The 18,389-nt window shown below is 71.7% G+C and carries 18 protein-coding genes and 1 pseudogene; 9 read left to right on the top strand and 10 right to left on the bottom strand.

The window, feature by feature from the left end; translation table 11 throughout:
- Positions 1-10 precede the first annotated feature (10 nt).
- Positions 11-910: a LysR family transcriptional regulator gene (locus CW359_RS02275; protein WP_105967957.1), complete on the bottom strand. Its 900-nt coding sequence runs from the start codon at positions 908-910 to the stop codon at positions 11-13.
- Between the two features lie 120 nt (positions 911-1,030).
- Between CW359_RS02275 and mgrA the strand changes: the two genes are divergently transcribed.
- The 5 genes from mgrA to CW359_RS02250 all read left to right on the top strand — a co-directional run bounded on the left by mgrA (position 1,031) and on the right by CW359_RS02250 (position 6,936).
- Positions 1,031-2,023 carry an L-glyceraldehyde 3-phosphate reductase gene (mgrA, locus tag CW359_RS02270; RefSeq protein WP_105967956.1) on the top strand — a complete coding sequence of 331 codons (993 nt, stop codon included), beginning with the start codon at positions 1,031-1,033 and terminating at the stop codon, positions 2,021-2,023.
- A gap of 463 nt (positions 2,024-2,486) precedes the next feature.
- A complete protein-coding gene (locus CW359_RS02265) occupies positions 2,487-2,897 on the top strand; it encodes a hypothetical protein (RefSeq protein WP_105967955.1) in 411 nt (136 codons plus the stop codon).
- A 69-nt stretch (positions 2,898-2,966) separates the two neighbouring features.
- Positions 2,967-5,312, top strand: a complete 2,346-nt coding sequence (locus tag CW359_RS02260) for an ABC transporter ATP-binding protein/permease (protein ID WP_105967954.1) — start codon at positions 2,967-2,969, stop codon at positions 5,310-5,312.
- Positions 5,313-5,326: 14 nt separating this feature from the next.
- On the top strand, positions 5,327-5,920 hold the full coding sequence (locus CW359_RS02255) for an SH3 domain-containing protein (RefSeq protein ID WP_105968211.1): 594 nt from the start codon (positions 5,327-5,329) through the stop codon (positions 5,918-5,920).
- Positions 5,917-6,936, top strand: coding sequence for a serine/threonine-protein kinase (locus CW359_RS02250; RefSeq protein ID WP_105967953.1), 1,020 nt, complete (start codon positions 5,917-5,919; stop codon positions 6,934-6,936). Before CW359_RS02255 ends, CW359_RS02250 begins: the two co-directional genes overlap by 4 nt.
- Here the strand turns inward: CW359_RS02250 and CW359_RS02245 are convergent.
- Positions 6,909-8,222: a streptophobe family protein gene (locus tag CW359_RS02245; protein ID WP_105968210.1), complete on the bottom strand. Its 1,314-nt coding sequence runs from the start codon at positions 8,220-8,222 to the stop codon at positions 6,909-6,911. The two genes, CW359_RS02250 and CW359_RS02245, sit on opposite strands and share 28 nt — an antisense overlap.
- A gap of 162 nt (positions 8,223-8,384) precedes the next feature.
- On the opposite strand from CW359_RS02245, the gene CW359_RS02235 reads away from it, so the two are divergent.
- Both CW359_RS02235 and CW359_RS02230 read left to right on the top strand, forming a co-directional pair.
- Positions 8,385-9,665: a DUF6777 domain-containing protein gene (locus CW359_RS02235; protein WP_232838172.1), complete on the top strand. Its 1,281-nt coding sequence runs from the start codon at positions 8,385-8,387 to the stop codon at positions 9,663-9,665.
- A gap of 120 nt (positions 9,666-9,785) precedes the next feature.
- Positions 9,786-10,238: pseudogene (locus CW359_RS02230) on the top strand (ATP-binding protein); the annotation flags it as partial.
- A gap of 148 nt (positions 10,239-10,386) precedes the next feature.
- On the opposite strand, the gene CW359_RS02225 reads toward CW359_RS02230, so the two are convergent.
- Together CW359_RS02225 and CW359_RS02220 are read right to left on the bottom strand one after the other, a co-directional pair.
- Positions 10,387-11,274 (bottom strand): RNA polymerase sigma factor SigF, encoded by an 888-nt coding sequence (locus CW359_RS02225; RefSeq protein WP_105967950.1) that lies wholly within the window; start codon positions 11,272-11,274, stop codon positions 10,387-10,389.
- A gap of 262 nt (positions 11,275-11,536) precedes the next feature.
- Positions 11,537-12,313 carry a class I SAM-dependent methyltransferase gene (locus CW359_RS02220; RefSeq protein ID WP_105967949.1) on the bottom strand — a complete coding sequence of 259 codons (777 nt, stop codon included), beginning with the start codon at positions 12,311-12,313 and terminating at the stop codon, positions 11,537-11,539.
- A gap of 98 nt (positions 12,314-12,411) precedes the next feature.
- Between CW359_RS02220 and CW359_RS47050 the strand changes: the two genes are divergently transcribed.
- Complete coding sequence (locus CW359_RS47050; RefSeq protein ID WP_105967948.1) at positions 12,412-12,837, top strand: helix-turn-helix domain-containing protein; 426 nt, start codon at positions 12,412-12,414, stop codon at positions 12,835-12,837.
- A 16-nt stretch (positions 12,838-12,853) separates the two neighbouring features.
- Here the strand turns inward: CW359_RS47050 and CW359_RS02210 are convergent, their stop codons facing one another.
- From CW359_RS02210 to sigJ, 3 genes are all read right to left on the bottom strand, one after another.
- Positions 12,854-13,456 carry a ClpP family protease gene (locus CW359_RS02210; RefSeq protein ID WP_105967947.1) on the bottom strand — a complete coding sequence of 201 codons (603 nt, stop codon included), beginning with the start codon at positions 13,454-13,456 and terminating at the stop codon, positions 12,854-12,856.
- A gap of 1 nt (position 13,457) precedes the next feature.
- Positions 13,458-14,117: an ATP-dependent Clp protease proteolytic subunit gene (locus CW359_RS02205; protein WP_105967946.1), complete on the bottom strand. Its 660-nt coding sequence runs from the start codon at positions 14,115-14,117 to the stop codon at positions 13,458-13,460.
- 97 nt (positions 14,118-14,214) lie between these two features.
- Positions 14,215-15,285: an RNA polymerase sigma factor SigJ gene (gene sigJ / locus CW359_RS02200; RefSeq protein ID WP_105967945.1), complete on the bottom strand. Its 1,071-nt coding sequence runs from the start codon at positions 15,283-15,285 to the stop codon at positions 14,215-14,217.
- A 174-nt stretch (positions 15,286-15,459) separates the two neighbouring features.
- Here sigJ and CW359_RS02195 point away from each other — a divergent pair, with 174 nt between their 5' ends.
- A complete protein-coding gene (locus CW359_RS02195; RefSeq protein WP_105967944.1) occupies positions 15,460-16,521 on the top strand; it encodes a nuclear transport factor 2 family protein in 1,062 nt (353 codons plus the stop codon).
- Positions 16,522-16,540: 19 nt separating this feature from the next.
- Here CW359_RS02195 and CW359_RS02190 read toward each other — a convergent pair whose 3' ends face one another.
- The 3 genes from CW359_RS02190 to CW359_RS02175 all read right to left on the bottom strand — a co-directional run bounded on the left by CW359_RS02190 (position 16,541) and on the right by CW359_RS02175 (position 18,377).
- Complete coding sequence (locus CW359_RS02190) at positions 16,541-16,732, bottom strand: hypothetical protein (protein ID WP_105967943.1); 192 nt, start codon at positions 16,730-16,732, stop codon at positions 16,541-16,543.
- A gap of 50 nt (positions 16,733-16,782) precedes the next feature.
- Complete coding sequence (locus CW359_RS02185; RefSeq protein ID WP_332874954.1) at positions 16,783-17,499, bottom strand: substrate-binding domain-containing protein; 717 nt, start codon at positions 17,497-17,499, stop codon at positions 16,783-16,785.
- A gap of 176 nt (positions 17,500-17,675) precedes the next feature.
- The gene (locus CW359_RS02175; RefSeq protein WP_157968466.1) at positions 17,676-18,377 is read right to left on the bottom strand and encodes a hypothetical protein; all 702 of its coding nucleotides are present in this window, start codon (positions 18,375-18,377) and stop codon (positions 17,676-17,678) included.
- Between the last annotated feature and the right edge of the window lie 12 nt (positions 18,378-18,389).

Genomic DNA, 18,389 nt, shown 5'->3' with positions numbered 1-18,389 from the left:
CTCCGGCCCGTCACGCCCCCTTGGTTTCGGCCTCTGTGTCCAGCAGGGCCATCAGCGCCCGCGCGGCGGGGCTGGTCGCCTCCGAGGCGGGCAGCAGGGCGACCGTCTCGTACACGGTCTCGCCGGTGCCCTTGACCGGGAGCGCCGTCAGCGAGTCGCGCTTGTGCCGGAAGTGCCGGGGTACGACGGCCACGCCCAGGTTCTCGTCCACGAGGTCGAGGAGGCTGTGCACGTCGTTGACCTCCAGGGCGACCGTACGGCGCACGCCCGCCTCGGCGAAGGCGGCGTCGGTGGTGCGGCGCGGCCCCCAGTCCGGGTGGAAGTCGACGAACACCTCGCCGCCGAGATCCTCCGGCGTCACGGCCGCGCCGGCCGCCGCGAGCCGGTGGCTCGGATGGCACAGCACGGTCATCGGCTCGCTGGTCAGCGGTACGGCACGCAGCTGGTCGGTCTCCTCCTGCGTCCCCCGCACGGCGAAGGCCAGGTCGAGCCGGCCCGCTGCCACCTCCTCCGCCAGCGCGCCCGAGCCCGCCTGCCGCAGCGAGATCTCCACATCCGGGTGCTGCCGCCGGAACGCGGCCAGCAGCCCCGCCACATGCACCCCGGCGATGCACTGCTCGGAGCCCACCGCGAGCATCCCGCGCAGCACCCCCTGCACCGCCGCCACCGCCTCGTGGGCCGAGCGCACCTGGGCGAGGATCCGCTCGGCCTCGCCGAGCAGCGCACGCCCGGCCGGGGTGAGCGTCACCCGGCGGGTGGTACGCACGAACAGCGGAGTCTGCAGCTCACGCTCCAGCGCGCGGATCGAGGCCGACAGGCCCGACTGGGACACCATCAGGCGTTCGGCGGCCCGGGTGAAGTGATGGTCCTCCGCGACCGCGACGAAGTGCTGAAGGTGGCGTAGCTCCATGATTGAGAAGCCTATCCGCTGAATTCCATCCGATTCTCCTGTTGGACCACTGCCCGCCTCCGGGGGAAGAGTAGGACCAGCAAAGATCACCTCCGCCGTGCCAACCCCTCTGGAGTCGCGTTGTACACCGCACACACCGACCGTTACGCGGACATGCCCTACCGGCGCACCGGACGCAGCGGCCTGAAGCTCCCCGCGCTGTCGCTCGGCCTGTGGCACAACTTCGGCCCCGACCGACCCGTCGACACCCAGCGGGCCATCCTGCGCCGCGCCTTCGACCTCGGCGTCACCCACTTCGACCTGGCGAACAACTACGGCCCGCCCCCCGGCGCCGCCGAGTCCGCCCTCGGCGAGGCGCTCACGGCCGACTTCGCCCCGTACCGCGACGAGCTGGTGATCTCCACCAAGGCCGGCTATCTGATGTGGCCGGGCCCGTACGGCGAATGGGGTTCGCGCAAGTACCTGCTGTCCTCGCTCGACCAGAGCCTGACCCGGATGGGCCTGGACCACGTCGACATCTTCTACTCGCACCGTCCCGACCCGGAGACTCCCCTTGAGGAGACGATGGGCGCCCTGCACACGGCCGTCCAGCAGGGCAAGGCGCTCTACGTCGGCATCTCCAACTACTCCGCCGAGCAGACCCGCGAGGCCGCCCGCATCCTGGGCGAGCTGGGCACCCCGCTCCTCATCCACCAGCCCCGCTACTCGATGCTCGACCGCCGTCCCGAGGACGAGGGCCTGCTGGACGCCCTGGACGAACTCCAGGTCGGCTCCATCGTCTTCTCCCCGCTGGAGCAGGGCCTGCTCACCGGCCGTTACCTCAATGGCATTCCGGCGGACTCGCGGGCCGCGAGCGACAGCCCCTTCCTGAACTCCGACCGGATCACCGAGGACCTCGTGGGGCAGTTGCGCGCCCTCGACGACATCGCCAAGTCGCGCGGCCAGAGCCTCGCCCAGCTGGCGCTCGCCTGGGTGCTGCGCGGCGGCCGGGTCACCTCCGCCCTGGTCGGCGCGAGCAGCCCGCAGCAGCTGGAGGACAGCGTGGCCGCGATCGACAACCTGGAATTCTCCGCCGAGGAACTGGCGCGAATCGATGCGGTGATCAAGGCCTGATCTTTTTTGCCCGATCCGGATGAACAGAACCGCTCGGCCGACCGTACTGTCACGTTGACGCGATCTTTTTGTCCGCAGGAGCCAAGGCGTATGACGGGTTTTGGCCAGGTCGGACGGAGTGGGCTCCAGGTGCGGGCCTTTTGCACGGTACGGCTGTGAATTCTCCACCGACCCTTGCGGCTTTCTCGCTGGTTGTCGTCACGCCCCGCATTCCCGGTGGTCTTCACTTGAGAAACCACCGGGAATGCGGGGCGCGTGCCGTGAATCGACGGTAAAAGAGACCGTCCCGTCGGAATCCGGTCCATACCTGCCAGGAATATGCCAGGCGAATGCACTGGAGACTGGCCGGAAAGGTGTGGTGACAGAGTGTCAATAGTGAAGATACTCAGTGGTAGAACACTGCACGACCGAGTGAGCCGCACGGAAAGCGAGGCAGGGCCGGCAGGCGATCGGGGGAAAGATCGTGCACGACGAGTTCCTTTGCCATGTCACGGCGTACGGAGTCTGTGCGGGCCGGCGAATAGGCGTCCCGCTGGGCACGTATCGCGCGCCGACCCTGGCGCTGGCCCTGTGGTGGTTACGGGACCGGGCGAACTGGATGGCCGAACGGCTGGATCCGCAGCCGGAGGAGCCGTACTTCCCCCCGAACTCGCTCGTCCCGGTCGCCGCCACCGTGCCCGACGTGCCCGGCCTGCTGCGCGCCTGGGCCATGGACCAGTACCAACAGGAGCTGGTCGCCGAGGAGTTGGCGGCGGGCCGACTCGTCCGGATCGCCACCTACGACGAGACCACCGAGTACGAACTGCTCGCCGAGTCCGTCGACGCCCTGCGGATGCAGCGGACCACCCCGGCACTGGTCGTCCCGGTCGCCTAGCCTCCGCGACTCCTGAGCCGCCGGGCGCTGGCCAGGCGTATATACGGACGAATCGCTAGAATTCTGGGCATGGTAGACCAGGGGTCGGCCGTGCCGACCGCGCCCGAACTCGTCCTGGAGACGGACACGGGCTCCACGCTGATGTGCCCGGGCCGCGACTATCACGTCGGGCGGGACCCGCTCAGCGAGATCGTCATCGACGACGCCCGGGTCTCCTGGCACCACGCGGTGCTGCGGCAGGAGGACGGCCACTGGACGGTCGCGGACGAGAACAGCACGAACGGCACCTACGCCGACGGTCTGCGCGTGAGTGAACGGGACGTCGGCCCCGGCAGCGTCCTGCGGTTCGGCAGCCCCGCCGACGGGCCGCGCGCCGTCCTCCTCAGCCCGCCCCCGCCCGCCCGGGAACGCCCCTCGGCGGTCTCCATGCCCGCACTCACCGGCACCTTCCGGCAACCCACGACCGTGCGGCCCCTGTCCGCCCGTACCGTCCGCATCGGCCGCGCCGCCGACAACGACCTCGTCGTCGACGACCTCCTCGTCTCCCGCCGGCACGCCGAACTGCGCGCCCACCCGGACGGGACGTACGAGATCGTCGACCTCGGCAGCCACAACGGCACCTACCTCAACGGCGGGCCCGTCGAGCGAGCGGTCGTCGCGGCCGGTGACATCGTCGGCGTCGGGCACTCCGCCTTCTGCCTGGTCGGCGACCAGCTCCAGGAGTACGTCGACACCGGCGAGGTCTCCCTCGACGTCCAGGACCTCACCGTCGCCGTCGACCACGGCCACAAGACCCTGCTTGAGGGCGTGTCCTTCCCGGTGGGGGAGAAGTGCCTGCTCGCGGTCGTCGGACCCAGCGGCGCGGGCAAGTCCACCCTGCTGAACGCCCTGACCGGACTGCGCCCCGCCGACCACGGCACGGTCCTGTACGACGGCCGCGACCTCTACCGCGACTACGCGGAACTGCGCCGGCGTATCGGCCTGGTCCCGCAGGACGACATCCTGCACGCCCAGCTGACCGTGCGCGGAGCCCTCTCCTACGCCGCCGAACTGCGTTTCCCGCAGGACACCCTGAAGGCGGAGCGGCGGGCCCGGGTCGACGAGGTGGTGCGTGAACTCGGCCTGGAACAGCGGGTCGAGCAGCCCGTGCACAGCCTCTCCGGCGGCCAGCGCAAGCGGGTCAGCGTCGCCCTGGAACTGCTCACCAAGCCCTCGCTGCTCTTCCTCGACGAACCGACCTCCGGCCTAGACCCCGGCATGGACCGCTCGGTGATGCACATGCTGCGCGGCCTCGCCGACGACGGCCGGACCGTCATCGTCGTCACCCACAGTGTGCTCAGCCTCGATGTCTGCGACCGGCTGCTGGTGCTGGCCCCCGGCGGCAAGGTCGCCTACTACGGGCCGCCCGAGGACACCCTCGCCTTCTTCGGGTACGAGCAGTGGCCCGAGGCGTTCGAGGCCTTCGAGCGCGACCGGGAACGCGACTGGGCGGGGGACTACCGTGCCTCGCCCTTCCACCGGCAGTACATCCTCAACTCGACCGCCCAGCCCCGGCTCCCGAGGTCGGGCCCGGTCGCCGCCGCCCCGCACCCGCCCAAACCGCAGAGCTGGGGCGCCCAGTTGAGCACCCTGGTCCGCCGCTACACGGCCGCGCTGAGCGCCGACCGCACCTTCCTCGCCATCATGATCGCCCTGCCGTTCGTGATGGGCGCGATGGCCAGGGCGCTGTCGGGCGGCGAGCTGGACCGCGAGACGGCGATGAACGTACTGCTCATCCTGTGCGTCGGCGGCGTCCTGACCGGTGCGGCGAACGCCGTGCGCGAGTTGGTCAAGGAACGGGTGATCTACCAGCGGGAGCGCGCCGTCGGCCTGTCCAGATCGGCGTACCTGATGTCGAAGGTCGTCGTCCTCGGGACGATCACCGTCGCCCAGGCCGTCGTACTGACCCTGGTGGCCCTGCTCGGAGTCGACCTCAACGCACCCGGCGGCAAAGGCGTGTTGATGCCACCCCTGGTGGAGATCACGGTCGCCGTCGCGCTGCTCTCCTTCACGGCGATGATGCTCGGGCTGCTGGTCTCGGCGCTGGTCGGCAAGGAAGAGGTGACGATGCCGCTGCTGGTGCTGCTGGCCATCGTCCAGGTCGTGTTCTGCGGCGCCCTGCTCAAGCTGGACGGCGTCCCCGGCATCGAACAGCTCTCCTGGCTGGTGCCCTCGCGCTGGGCGCTCGGCGCGATGGCGGGCACGATCGGGATCTCGCGGATCCTCCCCGGAAAGCTGACCGGCGACCCGCTGTTCGAACACTCGACCGGGGTCTGGCTGCTCAACGCGGGGATGCTCGTCGTGCTCTCGGTGCTCTTCGGTTACGTCGTCCTGCGGCTGCTGCGGCGGCACGAGCCGACCGTCATGCGGAAGTAGAGGGGGTGGGTGAGATGACGTCCCCGGGATACCAGCTCACCGGGTTCCGGCCCACGCACGTCGTCCCCGGCGACGGCCTCGCCGCCTGGGAGGCACCGGACGCGTCCAGGCCGACGGTGCCGCTCGACGCGCTGCTGCCGGTCGAACTGGTCGAGCGGCGCGGCGACTGGGGGCACGTCCGGTGCGCGAACGGCTGGTCCGCCTGGGTCGACGGCCGGCTCCTGGTCGCCGTACCGCAGGACCCGCCCGCGGCCGGGGCCCCGCTCGCCCGCACCGCCGACCCACGCCCCCTGCTGGCCCGCGCCGAACAGGCGCTGGCCCGCTACCGAGCGGCAGTGGAGGAGCTGACCGGGGGCGCGCTCGACCGGGAGGCGTTCCGGGGACGTACACGCGGACAGCGGATCGGGATCGTCGTCGACGGCGAGTCCGTATGGCTGTACGACGCCGAGCACGAGCGCTGGGTGTACACGGACGGCACCCGGCTGAGCACGTACGCCGCCGACCGCGAACCCGCCGCCCCCGCGCGTGAGCCCACCCAGGTGGTGCCCGACCTGGGCCACGCGCCCACCCAGGTGGTCAGGGACGACGCCGAAGGCGGCGGGCGATGACCCGCCACCGGGACGGCGACACGCGCTCGCACGCGGGGCGCGACTCCGACCTGCTGGGGCGGCAGATCGCGGGCTACCGGGTCGAGGAGGAGATCGGCCGGGGCGGCATGGCCGTGGTCTACCGGGCCAGGGACCTGCGCCTCGACCGGACCGTCGCCCTGAAACTCCTCGCCCCCGAACTAGCCCGCAACGACACCTTCCGCAAACGCTTCACCCACGAGTCCCGGGTGGCCGCCGCGATCGACCATCCGCACATCGTCCCCGTCTTCGAGGCCGACGAGACGGACGGCGTCCTCTACATCGCCATGCGGTACGTCGAGGGCAGCGACCTGCGTCATCTCCTGGACCGCGAGGGCCCGTTGACGCTCACGGCCGCGACCCGGATCGCCGCCCAGGTGGCCTCGGCGCTCGACGCGGCCCATGAACACGGCCTGGTCCACCGGGATGTGAAGCCCGGCAACATCCTGGTCGCCCGGGGCACCGACAGCGACCACCCCGAGCACGTCTACCTCACCGACTTCGGCCTGACGAAGAAGTCGCTGTCGCTGACCGGCTTCACGACGGTCGGCCAGTTCGTCGGCACGCTCGACTATGTGGCCCCCGAGCAGATCTCGGGCCGCCCGGTCGACGGCCGCTGCGACGTCTACGGCTTCGCCTGCGTCGTCTACGAACTCCTTGCGGGCCACCCGCCGTTCCGACGCGACGACGACATGGCGCTGCTGTGGGCCCACCAGTACGACGAACCACCGCCGTTGACCGAACAGCGCCCCGAACTCCCCGCAGCCGTCGACCAGGTGTTCACGAAGGCCCTCGCGAAGACCCCCGACGACCGCTACGACTCCTGCCTCGACTTCATCGCCGCCCTCCGCGCGACCCCCACCTCACACACCGGCCACCCGTCCACAAAGGTGGTCCACCTGCCCACCACCACCGAGGAACGCCCACCACGGCCCCCGTCCTGGGCCCGGCCGGTGTTCACCCGGCACGGTCACCGACGGGCCGTCGGGCCCGGCTGACGGTTCTCGACCTCGCCCCGCCGATGGACCGGCCGTGCCAGCAGTGCTCCCAGGAACCCGGTGACCAGCCCCCACAGCAGGGCCAGACCCAGCGCGCCCCACAGGTGGGGGCGCAGGAACAGGGAGCCGCCGAGGTTGCCGCCCAGGTCGCCGATGCCCAGCACCGACAGGCCGTAGTGGGCGGAGATCCTGCCGATCAGGCAGACCATCAGGACCGTGAGCGCGAGCGCGACCGCCATGTGCACGGCGTGCTGCCAGGCCCGTACGCGGGCCGGTGAGCGTGCCGCCATCAGGAACGCGGCGGTCAGGAGCAGTACCGCGTCGACCGCGACCAGCCACCACACCTTGCCGTCGAAGTCCGCGAGGGTGTTCAGGTTGAGCGTGGCCGTGTCGTCGGTGCGCAGGACCTCGTCCAGGACATGGGGCATCGGCAGGCCGAAGGGGCCGTCCACGCGGCCCTCCCAGGTGGCGCCCAGGCCCGTGGTGAGCGCCAGCCAGACCAGGTTCGGCATGCCCAGCAGCACCAGCGCGAGCGACTGCGCGGGCTGGCCGCGCGTCACCGCCACGACCAGCGCGATCACCGTCCCGAGGGCCACGAAGGCGAGCAGCAGGACGACCATGGCGTGCGCGGCCGGACGTACCGACTCCTGGAACCGCAGCAGCCGCGCGGGCAGCGGGGCCCCGCGCGAGACCAGCAGGGCCAGTGCCAGGACGCCCGCGAGCCACGCGACGCCCGCGAGCAGTGTCAGCGGCACGTCGGTGGCGAAGCCGACCTGGGGTGAGGCGCCGAGGATGTCGCCGATGTCGCCGAGCGTGCCGTCGCCCAGCGACACCGCGAAGGACTGGCGGGCCGCGAACGCCAGACCGGCCAGGCCCAGCAGCCACAGGACGGCGATCCGCGCGGCCCAGCCCGCCAGTTCGCGCGCCCCGGCGACCGCCCGGTGCCGCAGCGGGCGCAGAAAACCCGCGCCGATCACGAGCGCCCCGACCAGCGTCACCGACAGCGGCATCACGGTCAGGCCGCCCGCCGTCTCGGCGAGGTCCCCGGCGTCGCCCGTGAGGTCGACGGTCCCGCCGACCGCCGCGACGACGGTGGCCGCGACGACCCGGGGGAACGCGCCGTCCGGCAGATCGCCCGCTCCCGCCGCCCACAGTCCCAGCCCGGCGACCAGCACCATCGACGCCAGCCCGGTCAGCACCGCGGCCAGGGCCTGCGCCCAGCCGTGCCGGGAGACGGTCCGCTCCGCGGCGAGGGTCGGCACGGGAGCGGGGGTTCGCGTGCTCACCCTGCCCACGCTAAGCAGCACTCGGGCCCGCCGCCTGTCGGGAGCGGTCCGGGCCTCCGCTTGCGGGCGGCCCGGGGCCGGGGCGCACAATGGGCACGTTGTGGAAGAAAGCGGCATGAAACGGGGTGAGTGCCGCAGGAGCCCACGTCGGAAGAAGAGCCCGTGAGCGTCGATCAGCCGTCCTCCGACCGCCCCACAGGACCGCCCTCCGGCCCGCTGTCGGGCCCCTCGCAGCCACCCGCGGGCCCGCCCTCCCGGCCGCCCGCCGAGCCGCCCTCCGGCGGCGGGGACGGCAGCGGCGGGCCGGGCGGGGGCGGTACGGGACCGGATCCCGACCGCGACCGGCCCTGGTGGCGGTCCGTGCCCAGGATCGCCGTGCTCGCCACCGCAGTCGTGGCCGCCGTCGCCCTGGCCGTCGTCCTCACCCGCCCCGACGGCGGCTCCTCCGGCCGGGCGGACGGAGAGGTCTTCCTCCAGGCCGCCGACAAGTCCGGACCCGACCCCTTCACCGAGTCCACCGCCAAGGACAGCTCCGCCCCACCGGCCGCCCCCCCCACCGTCACCGACACAGCCACCGCGAACGTCGTACGACGCGTGGACGGCGGCGCGGCCGGCCTCTACGGCGGCACCCGCAAGGTCGCCAGCTGCGACGTGGAGAAGCAGATCCGGGTGCTCGGCACGGCCCCCGCGAAGAACGGCGCCTTCGCCTCGGTCCTCGGCCTCGAACCGGCCGGGGTACCCGCCTACCTGCGCTCACTCACCCCCGTACAGCTGCGCATGGACACCCGCGTCACCAACCACGGCTACCGCGACTCCGCCGCCACCAGCTACCAGGCCGTCCTCCAGACCGGCACGGCCGTCCTCGTCGACGACCGCGGCCGACCGCGGGTGCGCTGCGCCTGCGGCAACCCGCTCACCGACCCGGTACGGCAGCAGAGCGCCACGCGGACGACGGGCGACAAGTGGGCCTCGTACCGCACCTCGAACGTCGTCTACGTGGCGCCCGCCGTCACCGTCGTCAACATCTTCGTCGTCTACGACCCCGACCACCGCGACTGGTTCCGCCGGCACCCGGGCGACACCGGTGGCAAGGACCGGAAGACCGACCCGCCGGTCGAGCAGCCGAGCCCCTCGGTGAGCAGCCCGTCGGCGAGTCCTTCGGAGAGTTCGACCACGCCCTCGCCGGAGTCCTCGGAGCCCACCTCCCCGGCGCCCGGTCTGGTGCCGCCCTCCTCACCGGTGCCGTGCGTGTCCTCGCCCCCCGCCTCGCCCGCCTCGCCGGCCGCACCGGACTCCGCGAGCCCGTCGGCCACGCCCTGCCCGCCCGTGTCGAGCAGCGCGCCCTCCTCCTCGTCCCCGGCCGTCCAACCGCCCTCCTCGGCCGCCGGGTCGCCGGAGTCCGCGCCCGCCGGCAGCCTCTCCGCGAGCACGCCCTCCTACTGAGGTTCCGGCAGGGGCGAAATCTCGCCTCCGGGGACGGGGGGACTGCGGCGCGCGGCTCGGGGTACGAGCAGTGATGCGGCCGGGTCCGCAAGGATCCGGTCACCGAAAGAGAACGAACGCATCACCGAGCATTTGGGCGGAGCAGTGACACAGACTGGTTTCGACGTCCCCGTCGAGCCGCTGCGACGGGCGACGCACTTCACCGGCGAGCCGGGCTGTATCGCGGAGGCCCGCGCCTTCGCCGAGCGTTTCCTGGAACAGCTGAGGCAGCGGGGGCGCACCCCGGGCGACAGACGTGCCGACGGTGAACTGGTGTTGGTGGTCAGCGAGTTGGTCACCAACGCGGAGCGGCACAGCCATGGGCCGTACGTCCTCGAACTGGAGGGCACGGACAGCGCCGTGACGGTGTCGGTGTACGACAGCAGCGCCGCGCTGCCGCTGCGCTATCCCCGGGATCCGGAACGGATCGGGCGGCACGGCCTGGAGATCGTGCACGCGCTCGCCATCGAGGTGACCGCGCGCAGGGTGCCGGTCGGCAAGTACGTCCGGGCCGTGCTGCCGTTCAACCAGGGAGCCGGCAGGCAGAGTGCCGGTAAGCAGGGCGGCGGCCGGCCGTCGGCGCAGCCGGTGTCCGCGCAACCGGCGAGGCAGGCGCAGTAGTCCGCACTGCGCCTGCCTCGTGGCCGGCCGCCCGATCGGTCAGGCGTGGTCCAGTGACCGGTCAGGCGTAGTCGAGTTCGCCGAGCATGCCCTCGCGCAGCTGCGTGATGATGCGCTTGATCAGCCGGGACACATGCATCTGCGAGCAGCCGAGCAGCTCACCGATCTCCGCCTGGGTGGCCTCCTCGACGAACCGCAGATGGATGATCCGCCGGTCGCGGTCGCTGAGTTCGGCGAGCAGCGGGGCCAGCGACTGGAAGTCCTCGACCAGCCGCATCCCGTGCTCCTCGACGCCGATGAAGTCGGCCAGCACGGCTTCGCCGCTCTCGGAGCCGTCGCCGGTCAGCGCGGCGTCCAGCGAAGAGGAGTTGTAGCCGTTGGAGGCAATCTGGCCCTCGACGACCTCGTTCTCGGGCAGGTTCATCAGCGTGGCCAGCTCGGCGACCGTCGGTTCGCGGTCCAGCCTGCTCGCCAGCTCCTCACGGGCCTTGGCCAGCTCGACGCGCAACTCCTGCAGCCGGCGCGGTACATGCACCGCCCAGGTCGTGTCGCGGAAGAAGCGCTTGATCTCGCCGATGATGTACGGCAGCGCGAACGACGTGAACTCCACCTCACGGGACAGCTCGAACCGGTCGATGGCCTTGATCAGACCGATCATCCCGACCTGGACGATGTCCTCCATGTCGTCGCCGCGGCCCCGGAAACGCCCGGCGGCGAACCGCACGAGCGACATGTTCATCTCGATGAGCGTGTTGCGCGCGTACTGATGCTCGTGCGTGCCCTCTTCGAGCTCCGTCAGCCGCCGGAAGAACTGGCGGGACAGCTCGCGCGCGTCACGCGGTGCCACCTTTCGAGGTTCGGGTACTCCGGGCAGTGGGGCGTCACCCGTCCTGGTCCCAGCGGTGTCCTCGACGACCTCTGACTTCGACCGGATCATGGCGGTGTCCATTACCTGTTACCTCTCCCCAGAAACATCACGCTACGGACGATGGAACCGTTCCGGAATGCGCTTACCCGGTCCGACGCCGGGCATGCCACATGTGATGTTCCCTACTGGAGACGGGTGGACGTCGGGTGTGAAAAGCCCACAGACCAACCGGTGTTGACCTGCCGGTAAGGAGTGTGGCAGCGCCCCGGGAGACGGCGTAGACACCGTGGGCCGATTGCCGGGCACCGGTCGGGGGATCGGCGTAGCGGACCCGTCCGCGCGCTCAGGTGAGCCGGGGCACGGTGATCAGCTCGTGGAGGTAGCGCTTGGTGAGCCGGCCGTCGTACCGCGTCTCGATCAGGTCCCGGACGCAGGTGAGCAGGCCGTGGCGCGAGGGGGCGTCGAGGGCGCGGTGGTTCGAGTAGGTGAGCAGGACGTCGATGTACTCGTCGACGGTGTACGCGATGTCCTGGGCGTGGCGCCGGACGGTGACCTCGCCGAAGTGCTCGGAGCGGTCCCACTCGGCGGTGTCCGTCGCGGTGTCGGCCTCGTCGACCTGCCGCAGGTCGGGCGGGGTGGCCGGGTCCCACTGCTCGTAGCAGCGCTGCACCCGCTCGAAGAAGTCGACGGTGCCGCCCTTGACGTGGTGGGTGGTGACGACGGCGAACGTGCCGCCGGGCCGCAGCGCCCTGGCCGCCCTGGGCAGCCGGGTCGCCGGGTCGAGCCAGTGGAACGCGGTCGCCACGACGGCCAGGTCGAACGGCTCGGACGGCGGCGTCCACCGGTCGAAGTCGGCGACCGTCACCTCGGCGAGCGGGAAGTCCCGCAGATTGTGCCAGGCCACGGCGGCCATGGACGGCCCCAGCTCGACGGCCGTGATCCGGCAGCCCAACTCGGCGAGCGGGACGGTCAGTTGACCGGTGCCCGGCGCGATCTCCAGGACGCGGCTGCCCGGCCCGAGCCCTGCCGCGCGGGCCAGATCGGCCACCAGGGCCCGCGGATAGCGCGGGCGGGCCTTGTCGTACAGCTCCGCCGCCTCGTCGAAAGTGTCCCGCAGCATGCTCGCCCCTTCGGCCTCTGTTCGCCCCGCCCGGTGATTCCACCCAGGGCAGAATGCCGATCCCTTGCCCCGGAAGCGACGGCTTTTAGGCTGAAGGGGTGAGCAATCAAGCGCCGAACCGAGCGCCCGACCAGGCCCGCGTCATCCCGCTGCGCCCGAGGACCACGCCCGCACCGGCCCCGGCCGCCGCTCCGGTGGCCCCGCCGACGCCCACACCCAAGGAGCCGCTCTTCCGTGACCTGGTCGGCGACGTCCTGCGCCGCGAACGGCTCGCGCAGGAGCGTACGTTGAAGGACGTGGCCGACGCGGCCAGGATCTCCATGCCGTACCTGTCCGAGCTGGAGCGGGGCCGCAAGGAGGCCTCCTCGGAGGTCCTCGCGGCAGCCGCCCACGCCCTCGGCCTGGGCCTGGGCGACCTGCTGTCCCTGGCCCAGAGCGAGCTGACCCGGCAGTACACCAGGAGCCGTACCCGTGCGCGGACGACCACTGGTACGCCGTACAACGGTCTCTGCCTGGCCGCCTAGCCGGCCACAGGACCGGTCAGGCCCTGACCAGGCGGCGGCTCACCACCTCGTCGGCGAGGCCGTACGCCACCGCCTCCGGGGCGGTGAACACCTTGTCGCGGTCCATGTCCGCGCGCAGTGTCGTCACGTCGTGGTGCGTGTGCCGGGAGAGCACCTCCTCGACCTGCGCGCGGATCCGGACCATCTCCCTGGCCTGCACGGCCAGGTCGGAGACCATGCCCCGGTGTCCGCCGCTGGCCGGCTGGCCGAGCAGCACCCGCGCGTGCTCCAGGACGAACCGGCGCCCGGGATCGCCCCCGGCCAGCAGCACGGCCGCCGTCGAGGCCGCCTGGCCGACGCAGAACGTCGAGATCGGCGCCTGGACGTACGTCATCGTGTCGTAGATCGCCATCAGCGAAGTGAACGAGCCGCCGGGCGAGTTGATGTAGATCGCGATCTCGTTCTCCGGCGACGACGCCTCCAGATGCAGGAGTTGCGCGATGACGACGTTGGCGACGCCGTCGTCGATCTCGGTGCCGAGGAAGATGATCCGCTCGGCGAGCAGCCGGCTGAACACGTCGTACGACCGCTCGCCCTGCGGGGTGCGCTCGACGACGTTCGGAATCGTGTACGTCCCCATGTCAGAGCCCCATCCGTCGTCGGGCGCCGGCCGGGCGCACATCGGTCAGCGAGCCGACGACCTGGTCCACCATGCCGTACTCCTGGGCCTGTTCGGCCGTGAACCAGCGGTCGCGGTCGCCGTCCCGGGAGATCGTCTCCTCGCTCTGGCCGGTGTGCCGGGCGGTGATCCGCTCGACGGTCCGCTTGGTGAATTCCAGGTTCTCCGCCTGGATCTCGATGTCGGCGGTGGTGCCGCCGATCCCGGCCGACGGCTGGTGCATCATGATCCGCGCGTTGGGGAGTGCGTACCGCTTGCCCGCCGCGCCCACGCTGAGCAGGAACTGGCCCATGCTGGCCGCGAATCCCATGGCGAGCGTGGACACGTCGTTCGGGATCAGCTGCATGGTGTCGTAGATGGCGAGGCCCGCAGTGACCGAGCCGCCGGGGCTGTTGATGTACAGGCTGATGTCGGTGCGCGGGTCCTCCGCCGACAGCAGGAGCAGCTGGGCGCAGATCCGGTTCGCGGAGACCTCGTCGACCTGCGTGCCGAGGAACACGATGCGCTGGGCGAGGAGTTGGGCGGCCAGCTGGTCGTCGAACCGGGAGGGCGGGGTGTCGCCCTCCTCGGCCCGGGGCAGCAGGGCCGTCGGCCGGAGACCGGCGGCGGTGAGTGGGGACATGAGGGCTCCTGGGTGAGAGATGGAGATGGAGATGGGGGTGCGCGGGGCGTCGTACGGCGGATCGCCCCGCACTCCCCACTCTCGGCCCGGTCCGGCGTCAGCGGCCCGTTTCTCGGCCTGCGGCAGATTCGCTGTCGGCAGAGCCTCCGGTCGAGCCGTCGGTCGGACCCCCGGTCGAGTTGTCGGTCGCGCCGTCGGTCGGGTCCTCGGTCCGGCCCGGTTCACCGGTCAGCCAGGGGCGGAGCTTCTGGGGGTTGCGCACCGCCCAGATGCGGCTGATCCGGTCGCCCGCGATCTCGAACGCGAACACGGTCGCGACCGTGCCGTCCTGGTAGGCGACCAGGCCGGGCAGGCCGTTGACCGTGCACTCCACGAACGTCGTACGGTCGCCAGCCACCCGCGCGATCTCGGCGTACGCACCGGCGATGCGCTCGGCGCCCACGAGCGGGTGCGCGTGCGTGACGGCCAGCCCGCCGCCGTCGGCGGTCGCGGTGGCGTCCGGGTCGAGCAGACCGACCAGCGCCTCGATGTCCTTCGCCTCCCATGCCGTCCTGAACCGCCGGACGATGCCCGCCTGTTCGGTGCTCGGGACCGCCGCCGGCGCCTGCGCGCCGCGGACCCGGCGGCGGGCGGAGGACGCCAGTTGACGGCAGGCCGCGGGCGTACGGCCGACGATCTCCGCGACCTCGCCGAAGGGGTAGCGGAAGACGTCGTGCAGCACGAACGCGACGCGCTCGGCCGGGGTCATCGCGTCCAGGACGACCAGGAAGGCCATCGTCACCGACTCGTCGAGGGTGATCCGATCGGCAGGGTCGGTCCCGGCGGCGCCGGAACACCCGGTGATCCACTCCGTGGGCTCGGGCACCGGCTCCGGGATCCAGTCGCCGACGTACGTCTCCCGTCTGGCCCGCGCCGAACCGAGCAGGTTCAGACAGATACGGCCCGCGACCGTCGTCAGCCAGGCACCGGGCGACTCGATGGCCCGCTGCTCCCGCACGGACAGGGCGTACCAGCGGGCGTAGGTCTCCTGTACGACGTCCTCGGCGTCGGCGAGGGACCCGAGGAGCCGGTAGCCGAGGTTGATCAGCCGGCGCCGCTCGCTCATGATCGCGGCGAGCCCCGGATCGCTCCGGTCCTCGGCGCCGCCGCTCTCGGCTCTGGTGGTCATGGTCCGGCCGTCTCCCTCGCTGGCTGTCGCTGCCTCTACCTGTTACCCGCTACCCCTTCTACGCCTTACGACAGGACAGCCGTGCGGATTGTGAGGCCGCCACGTCACCTCACATTCCGCACGGCTGCGTTGTCGTACCGGCGAGGACGACAACGAGAGGGAGAGGGGCCATCCATGAACGACTTCCAGGCCGTCGCGGACCGGGTCGAGATCGAGGCGCTGCGCGGCGAGTTCACCGACGCGGCGATGATGCGCGACCGGCCACGGCTGGCCGCGCTGTTCACCCCGGACGGTGTCCTGCGCATGCCCAACATCCCCGTCGAGCTGGTCGGCCGGGAGGAGATCCTGGCCGGGGGCGAGCGGCTGCAGAGCCGGTGGGACATCTTCGTGCAGACCACCCACCCCGGCACGATCGTGCTCGACGGCGACACCGCGACCGGCCGCGCCTACCTCCAGGAACTCGCCCGCACCCTCGACGGGCACGAGGGCCTCAACTACGCCGTGTACCACGACCGTTACCGGCGTACGGAGGACGGCTGGCGGTTCGCCGAGCGGGTGTACGAGGTCAGGTACCTCGACACCTCCCCGCTCGCGGGTGCGGCACCCCGCGCCACGGACACCCCGGCCGCGTCCTTCGCCGAGCCCGCGTCGCCAGAACGCCTGGAGCGCGCAGCCACCGCCCTCCGCGCCAACGGCTTCGCCGCCGAGATCCTCGACGACGCCGCAGCCGCGCGCGTCCGCGTCCGGGAACTGGTCCCCGAGGGCGCCGCCGTGCTCACCGGGGCCAGCGAGACCCTCCGGCTGTCCGGCATCGACGAGGACATCAACACCGGCGGCCGGTACGACGCCGTCCGGCCCCGCGTGCTGGCCATCGACCGGGCCACCGGCGCCGACGAGATCCGCAGGCTGGTCGCGGGCCCCGACTTCGTCGTCAACAGCGTCGCCGCGGTGACCGAGACGGGCTCGCTGGTCCTCGCCTCGGGCAGTGGGAGCCAGCTTCCCGCCAACGCGGGCGGCGCGGCCCGTGCGGTCTGGATCGTCGGCGCGCAGAAGGTGGTGCCCGACCTGAGCACGGCCCTGCGTCGCGTCGAGGAACACGCACTTCCGCTGGAGAACGTCCGAGCGCAGGCGGCGTACGGCGTGCCCAGCGCGGTGAACCGTCTGCTCGTCCTCAACGCGGAACCCCACCCGGGGCGGGGCACCGTGCTGCTGCTCCGCGAGGCCATCGGATACTGAACAGGTCAGCGTGAACGCCTCAGTTGAGGGCGCGCACCACCAGCCGGACCACCGCCCTGACCCCACGCCAGGCCCACTCGAACGCCCCTCCCGCCACGGCCAGATCGGCGGCGTCCCCGGCCGCCTCCGTCCGGCCCGATCCCGAGCGGCACTGCGAACAGGAACGGAACCAACTGCGCTTGCGCGCACCGCACTTCTTGCACATCGTCATGAGGTCATCTTCCCTGCTGCCGCACCCCAGTGGATCACTTCGAGCCTCAACTACCAAGCACGGGAGGCCAGTCGGAGGGTTTCGCGGACCCGGAGCACATCCGGGTCCGTCTCGGCGCCGGGGCGCTGGACGAGGAACAGGGTGTTCAGCGGCGGTTCCTCCGGTTCGTGGAGGAGGGTGAGGCGGCCGGAGTCGAGATACTCCTGGCACAGCGAGCGGGGGAGCACGCTGATCCCGGCGCCGACGTTGACCGCCGACAGGACCGCGTACAGCTTGGGCACCGTGACGGCGGCGTGCGTGGCGAGCTGTCTGCCGAGGACGGTCCGCCAGTGGCGGCGCACGATCGGCAGATCCTCGGCGTAGGTGACCAGGGGGACCTCGCGCAGGGCGGCGCACAGGTCGTCGGCCTGCGGGTGCGCGGCGACGCGTGCAGCCCAGGCGGGGGCGGCGACCAGCAGGTTCTCCTCGTCGGCCGACGGCACCGAGTCCAGACCGCGGCCACGGGGGCGCCGGGTGGTGATGACCAGGTCGTGGCGGCCCGCCCGCAGCTCCTCAAGCAGCGGCTCCGGCAGCCCCTGGGTGACGCGCAGCTCGACCCCCTCGGCGACCAGGGGAGCCGGCGCGGGCAGGACACGTACACAGAGCAGCTCCGACGGGCCGGCCAGCCGCACGGGTGCCGTGCGCCCGGACAGCGGGCCGTCGCCTTCGAGGGCGGCGAGCACGTCGAGCGGCTGCGCGATCCGCGCCGCGAGGTCGTGGGCGAGCACCCTGAAGTCACTGCCGATCGCGTCCGACGCGTCCGGCGTCTTCTACCCCGGCGAGCGCAGCACCGCCCTGGCAGAGCGCCGGGCCACCGAGGGGTGGCCGTCGCCGTGAAGGTGTGGCGCGAACTGGTCGAGGCCGCGAAGGAGTTGGGCGTCGCGCCGGATCGGCCGGGCGGCTCCTAGTCGCCCCGCGTCCGGTAGCCCGACCGGTTGTACCGCCGCCAGTTGCTCCGGGTCATCATGTCGCCGCCCCGCCGGAGATCCTGGACGACCTCCTCCCAACCCGGGTCGTCCACCGGCTCGTAGCCGGCGCGGACGTGCTCGACGAAGGTCCACCATTTCTCGTAGACAGGTGGGGTGTCGTTCAGCGCGTTGTGGTGGTTGGTCTGCCGGTCGGAGGGGAGGGTCGGGGCGGGCTTCCGGGGGACCGACACGAGGTGGTCCTCCTTGCGCAACGCCCGCAGACGGTACGGTATGTCGCCCACACCGATGCTGTGCGGGGGGAGATCCAGCGCCGGTCGGACAAGCTCAAGGAGGTCCGGCTCGGAGTGCGGACCGAGCCCGACGGTGTGCTCGAAGACCCGGCGCAGCCGCTCGCAGATCGCCTCACTGAGGTAGCTCGCAAACCAGTAGGCGTCGCCTTCGTAGTGCTGCCGGTCGCGACCGATCGCCACCTCACCGGTGTCGTGGACCAGCCGGAAGGTGAGGCTTTCGAGGCCGTGGCTTTCCGACTTGCGGAGGTAGCAGGCGCGTAGGCGGCCGAGCGGCAGGTGCTCGACCCGGCTGCGGCGCCAGGGCGTCCCGCGTCGGGTGATGGTCAGCGAACGGCCGTCGAAGGCGAACGTCCACCGCGAGTAGCGCATGACCATCGCATCAGACATCCGTTCAATTTA

Source organism: Streptomyces geranii (genome assembly GCF_002954775.1).
GTDB lineage: Bacteria > Actinomycetota > Actinomycetes > Streptomycetales > Streptomycetaceae > Streptomyces > Streptomyces geranii.
This window is presented reverse-complemented; position numbering and strand designations above follow the sequence as displayed.

What these genes read in the sequence shown, in the direction of transcription:
- CW359_RS02260 (WP_105967954.1), top strand. Translation starts at nt 2,967, where the DNA reads ATGGTAGACCAGGGGTCGGCCGTGCCGACCGCGCCCGAACTCGTCCTG.
- CW359_RS02225 (WP_105967950.1), bottom strand. Translation starts at nt 11,274, where the DNA reads ATGGACACCGCCATGATCCGGTCGAAGTCAGAGGTCGTCGAGGACACC.
- CW359_RS02250 (WP_105967953.1), top strand. Translation starts at nt 5,917, where the DNA reads ATGACCCGCCACCGGGACGGCGACACGCGCTCGCACGCGGGGCGCGAC.
- CW359_RS02220 (WP_105967949.1), bottom strand. Translation starts at nt 12,313, where the DNA reads ATGCTGCGGGACACTTTCGACGAGGCGGCGGAGCTGTACGACAAGGCC.
- CW359_RS02205 (WP_105967946.1), bottom strand. Translation starts at nt 14,117, where the DNA reads ATGTCCCCACTCACCGCCGCCGGTCTCCGGCCGACGGCCCTGCTGCCC.
- CW359_RS02275 (WP_105967957.1), bottom strand. Translation starts at nt 910, where the DNA reads ATGGAGCTACGCCACCTTCAGCACTTCGTCGCGGTCGCGGAGGACCAT.
- CW359_RS02255 (WP_105968211.1), top strand. Translation starts at nt 5,327, where the DNA reads ATGACGTCCCCGGGATACCAGCTCACCGGGTTCCGGCCCACGCACGTC.
- CW359_RS02175 (WP_157968466.1), bottom strand. Translation starts at nt 18,377, where the DNA reads ATGTCTGATGCGATGGTCATGCGCTACTCGCGGTGGACGTTCGCCTTC.
- CW359_RS02195 (WP_105967944.1), top strand. Translation starts at nt 15,460, where the DNA reads ATGAACGACTTCCAGGCCGTCGCGGACCGGGTCGAGATCGAGGCGCTG.
- sigJ (WP_105967945.1), bottom strand. Translation starts at nt 15,285, where the DNA reads ATGACCACCAGAGCCGAGAGCGGCGGCGCCGAGGACCGGAGCGATCCG.
- CW359_RS02210 (WP_105967947.1), bottom strand. Translation starts at nt 13,456, where the DNA reads ATGGGGACGTACACGATTCCGAACGTCGTCGAGCGCACCCCGCAGGGC.
- CW359_RS02190 (WP_105967943.1), bottom strand. Translation starts at nt 16,732, where the DNA reads ATGACGATGTGCAAGAAGTGCGGTGCGCGCAAGCGCAGTTGGTTCCGT.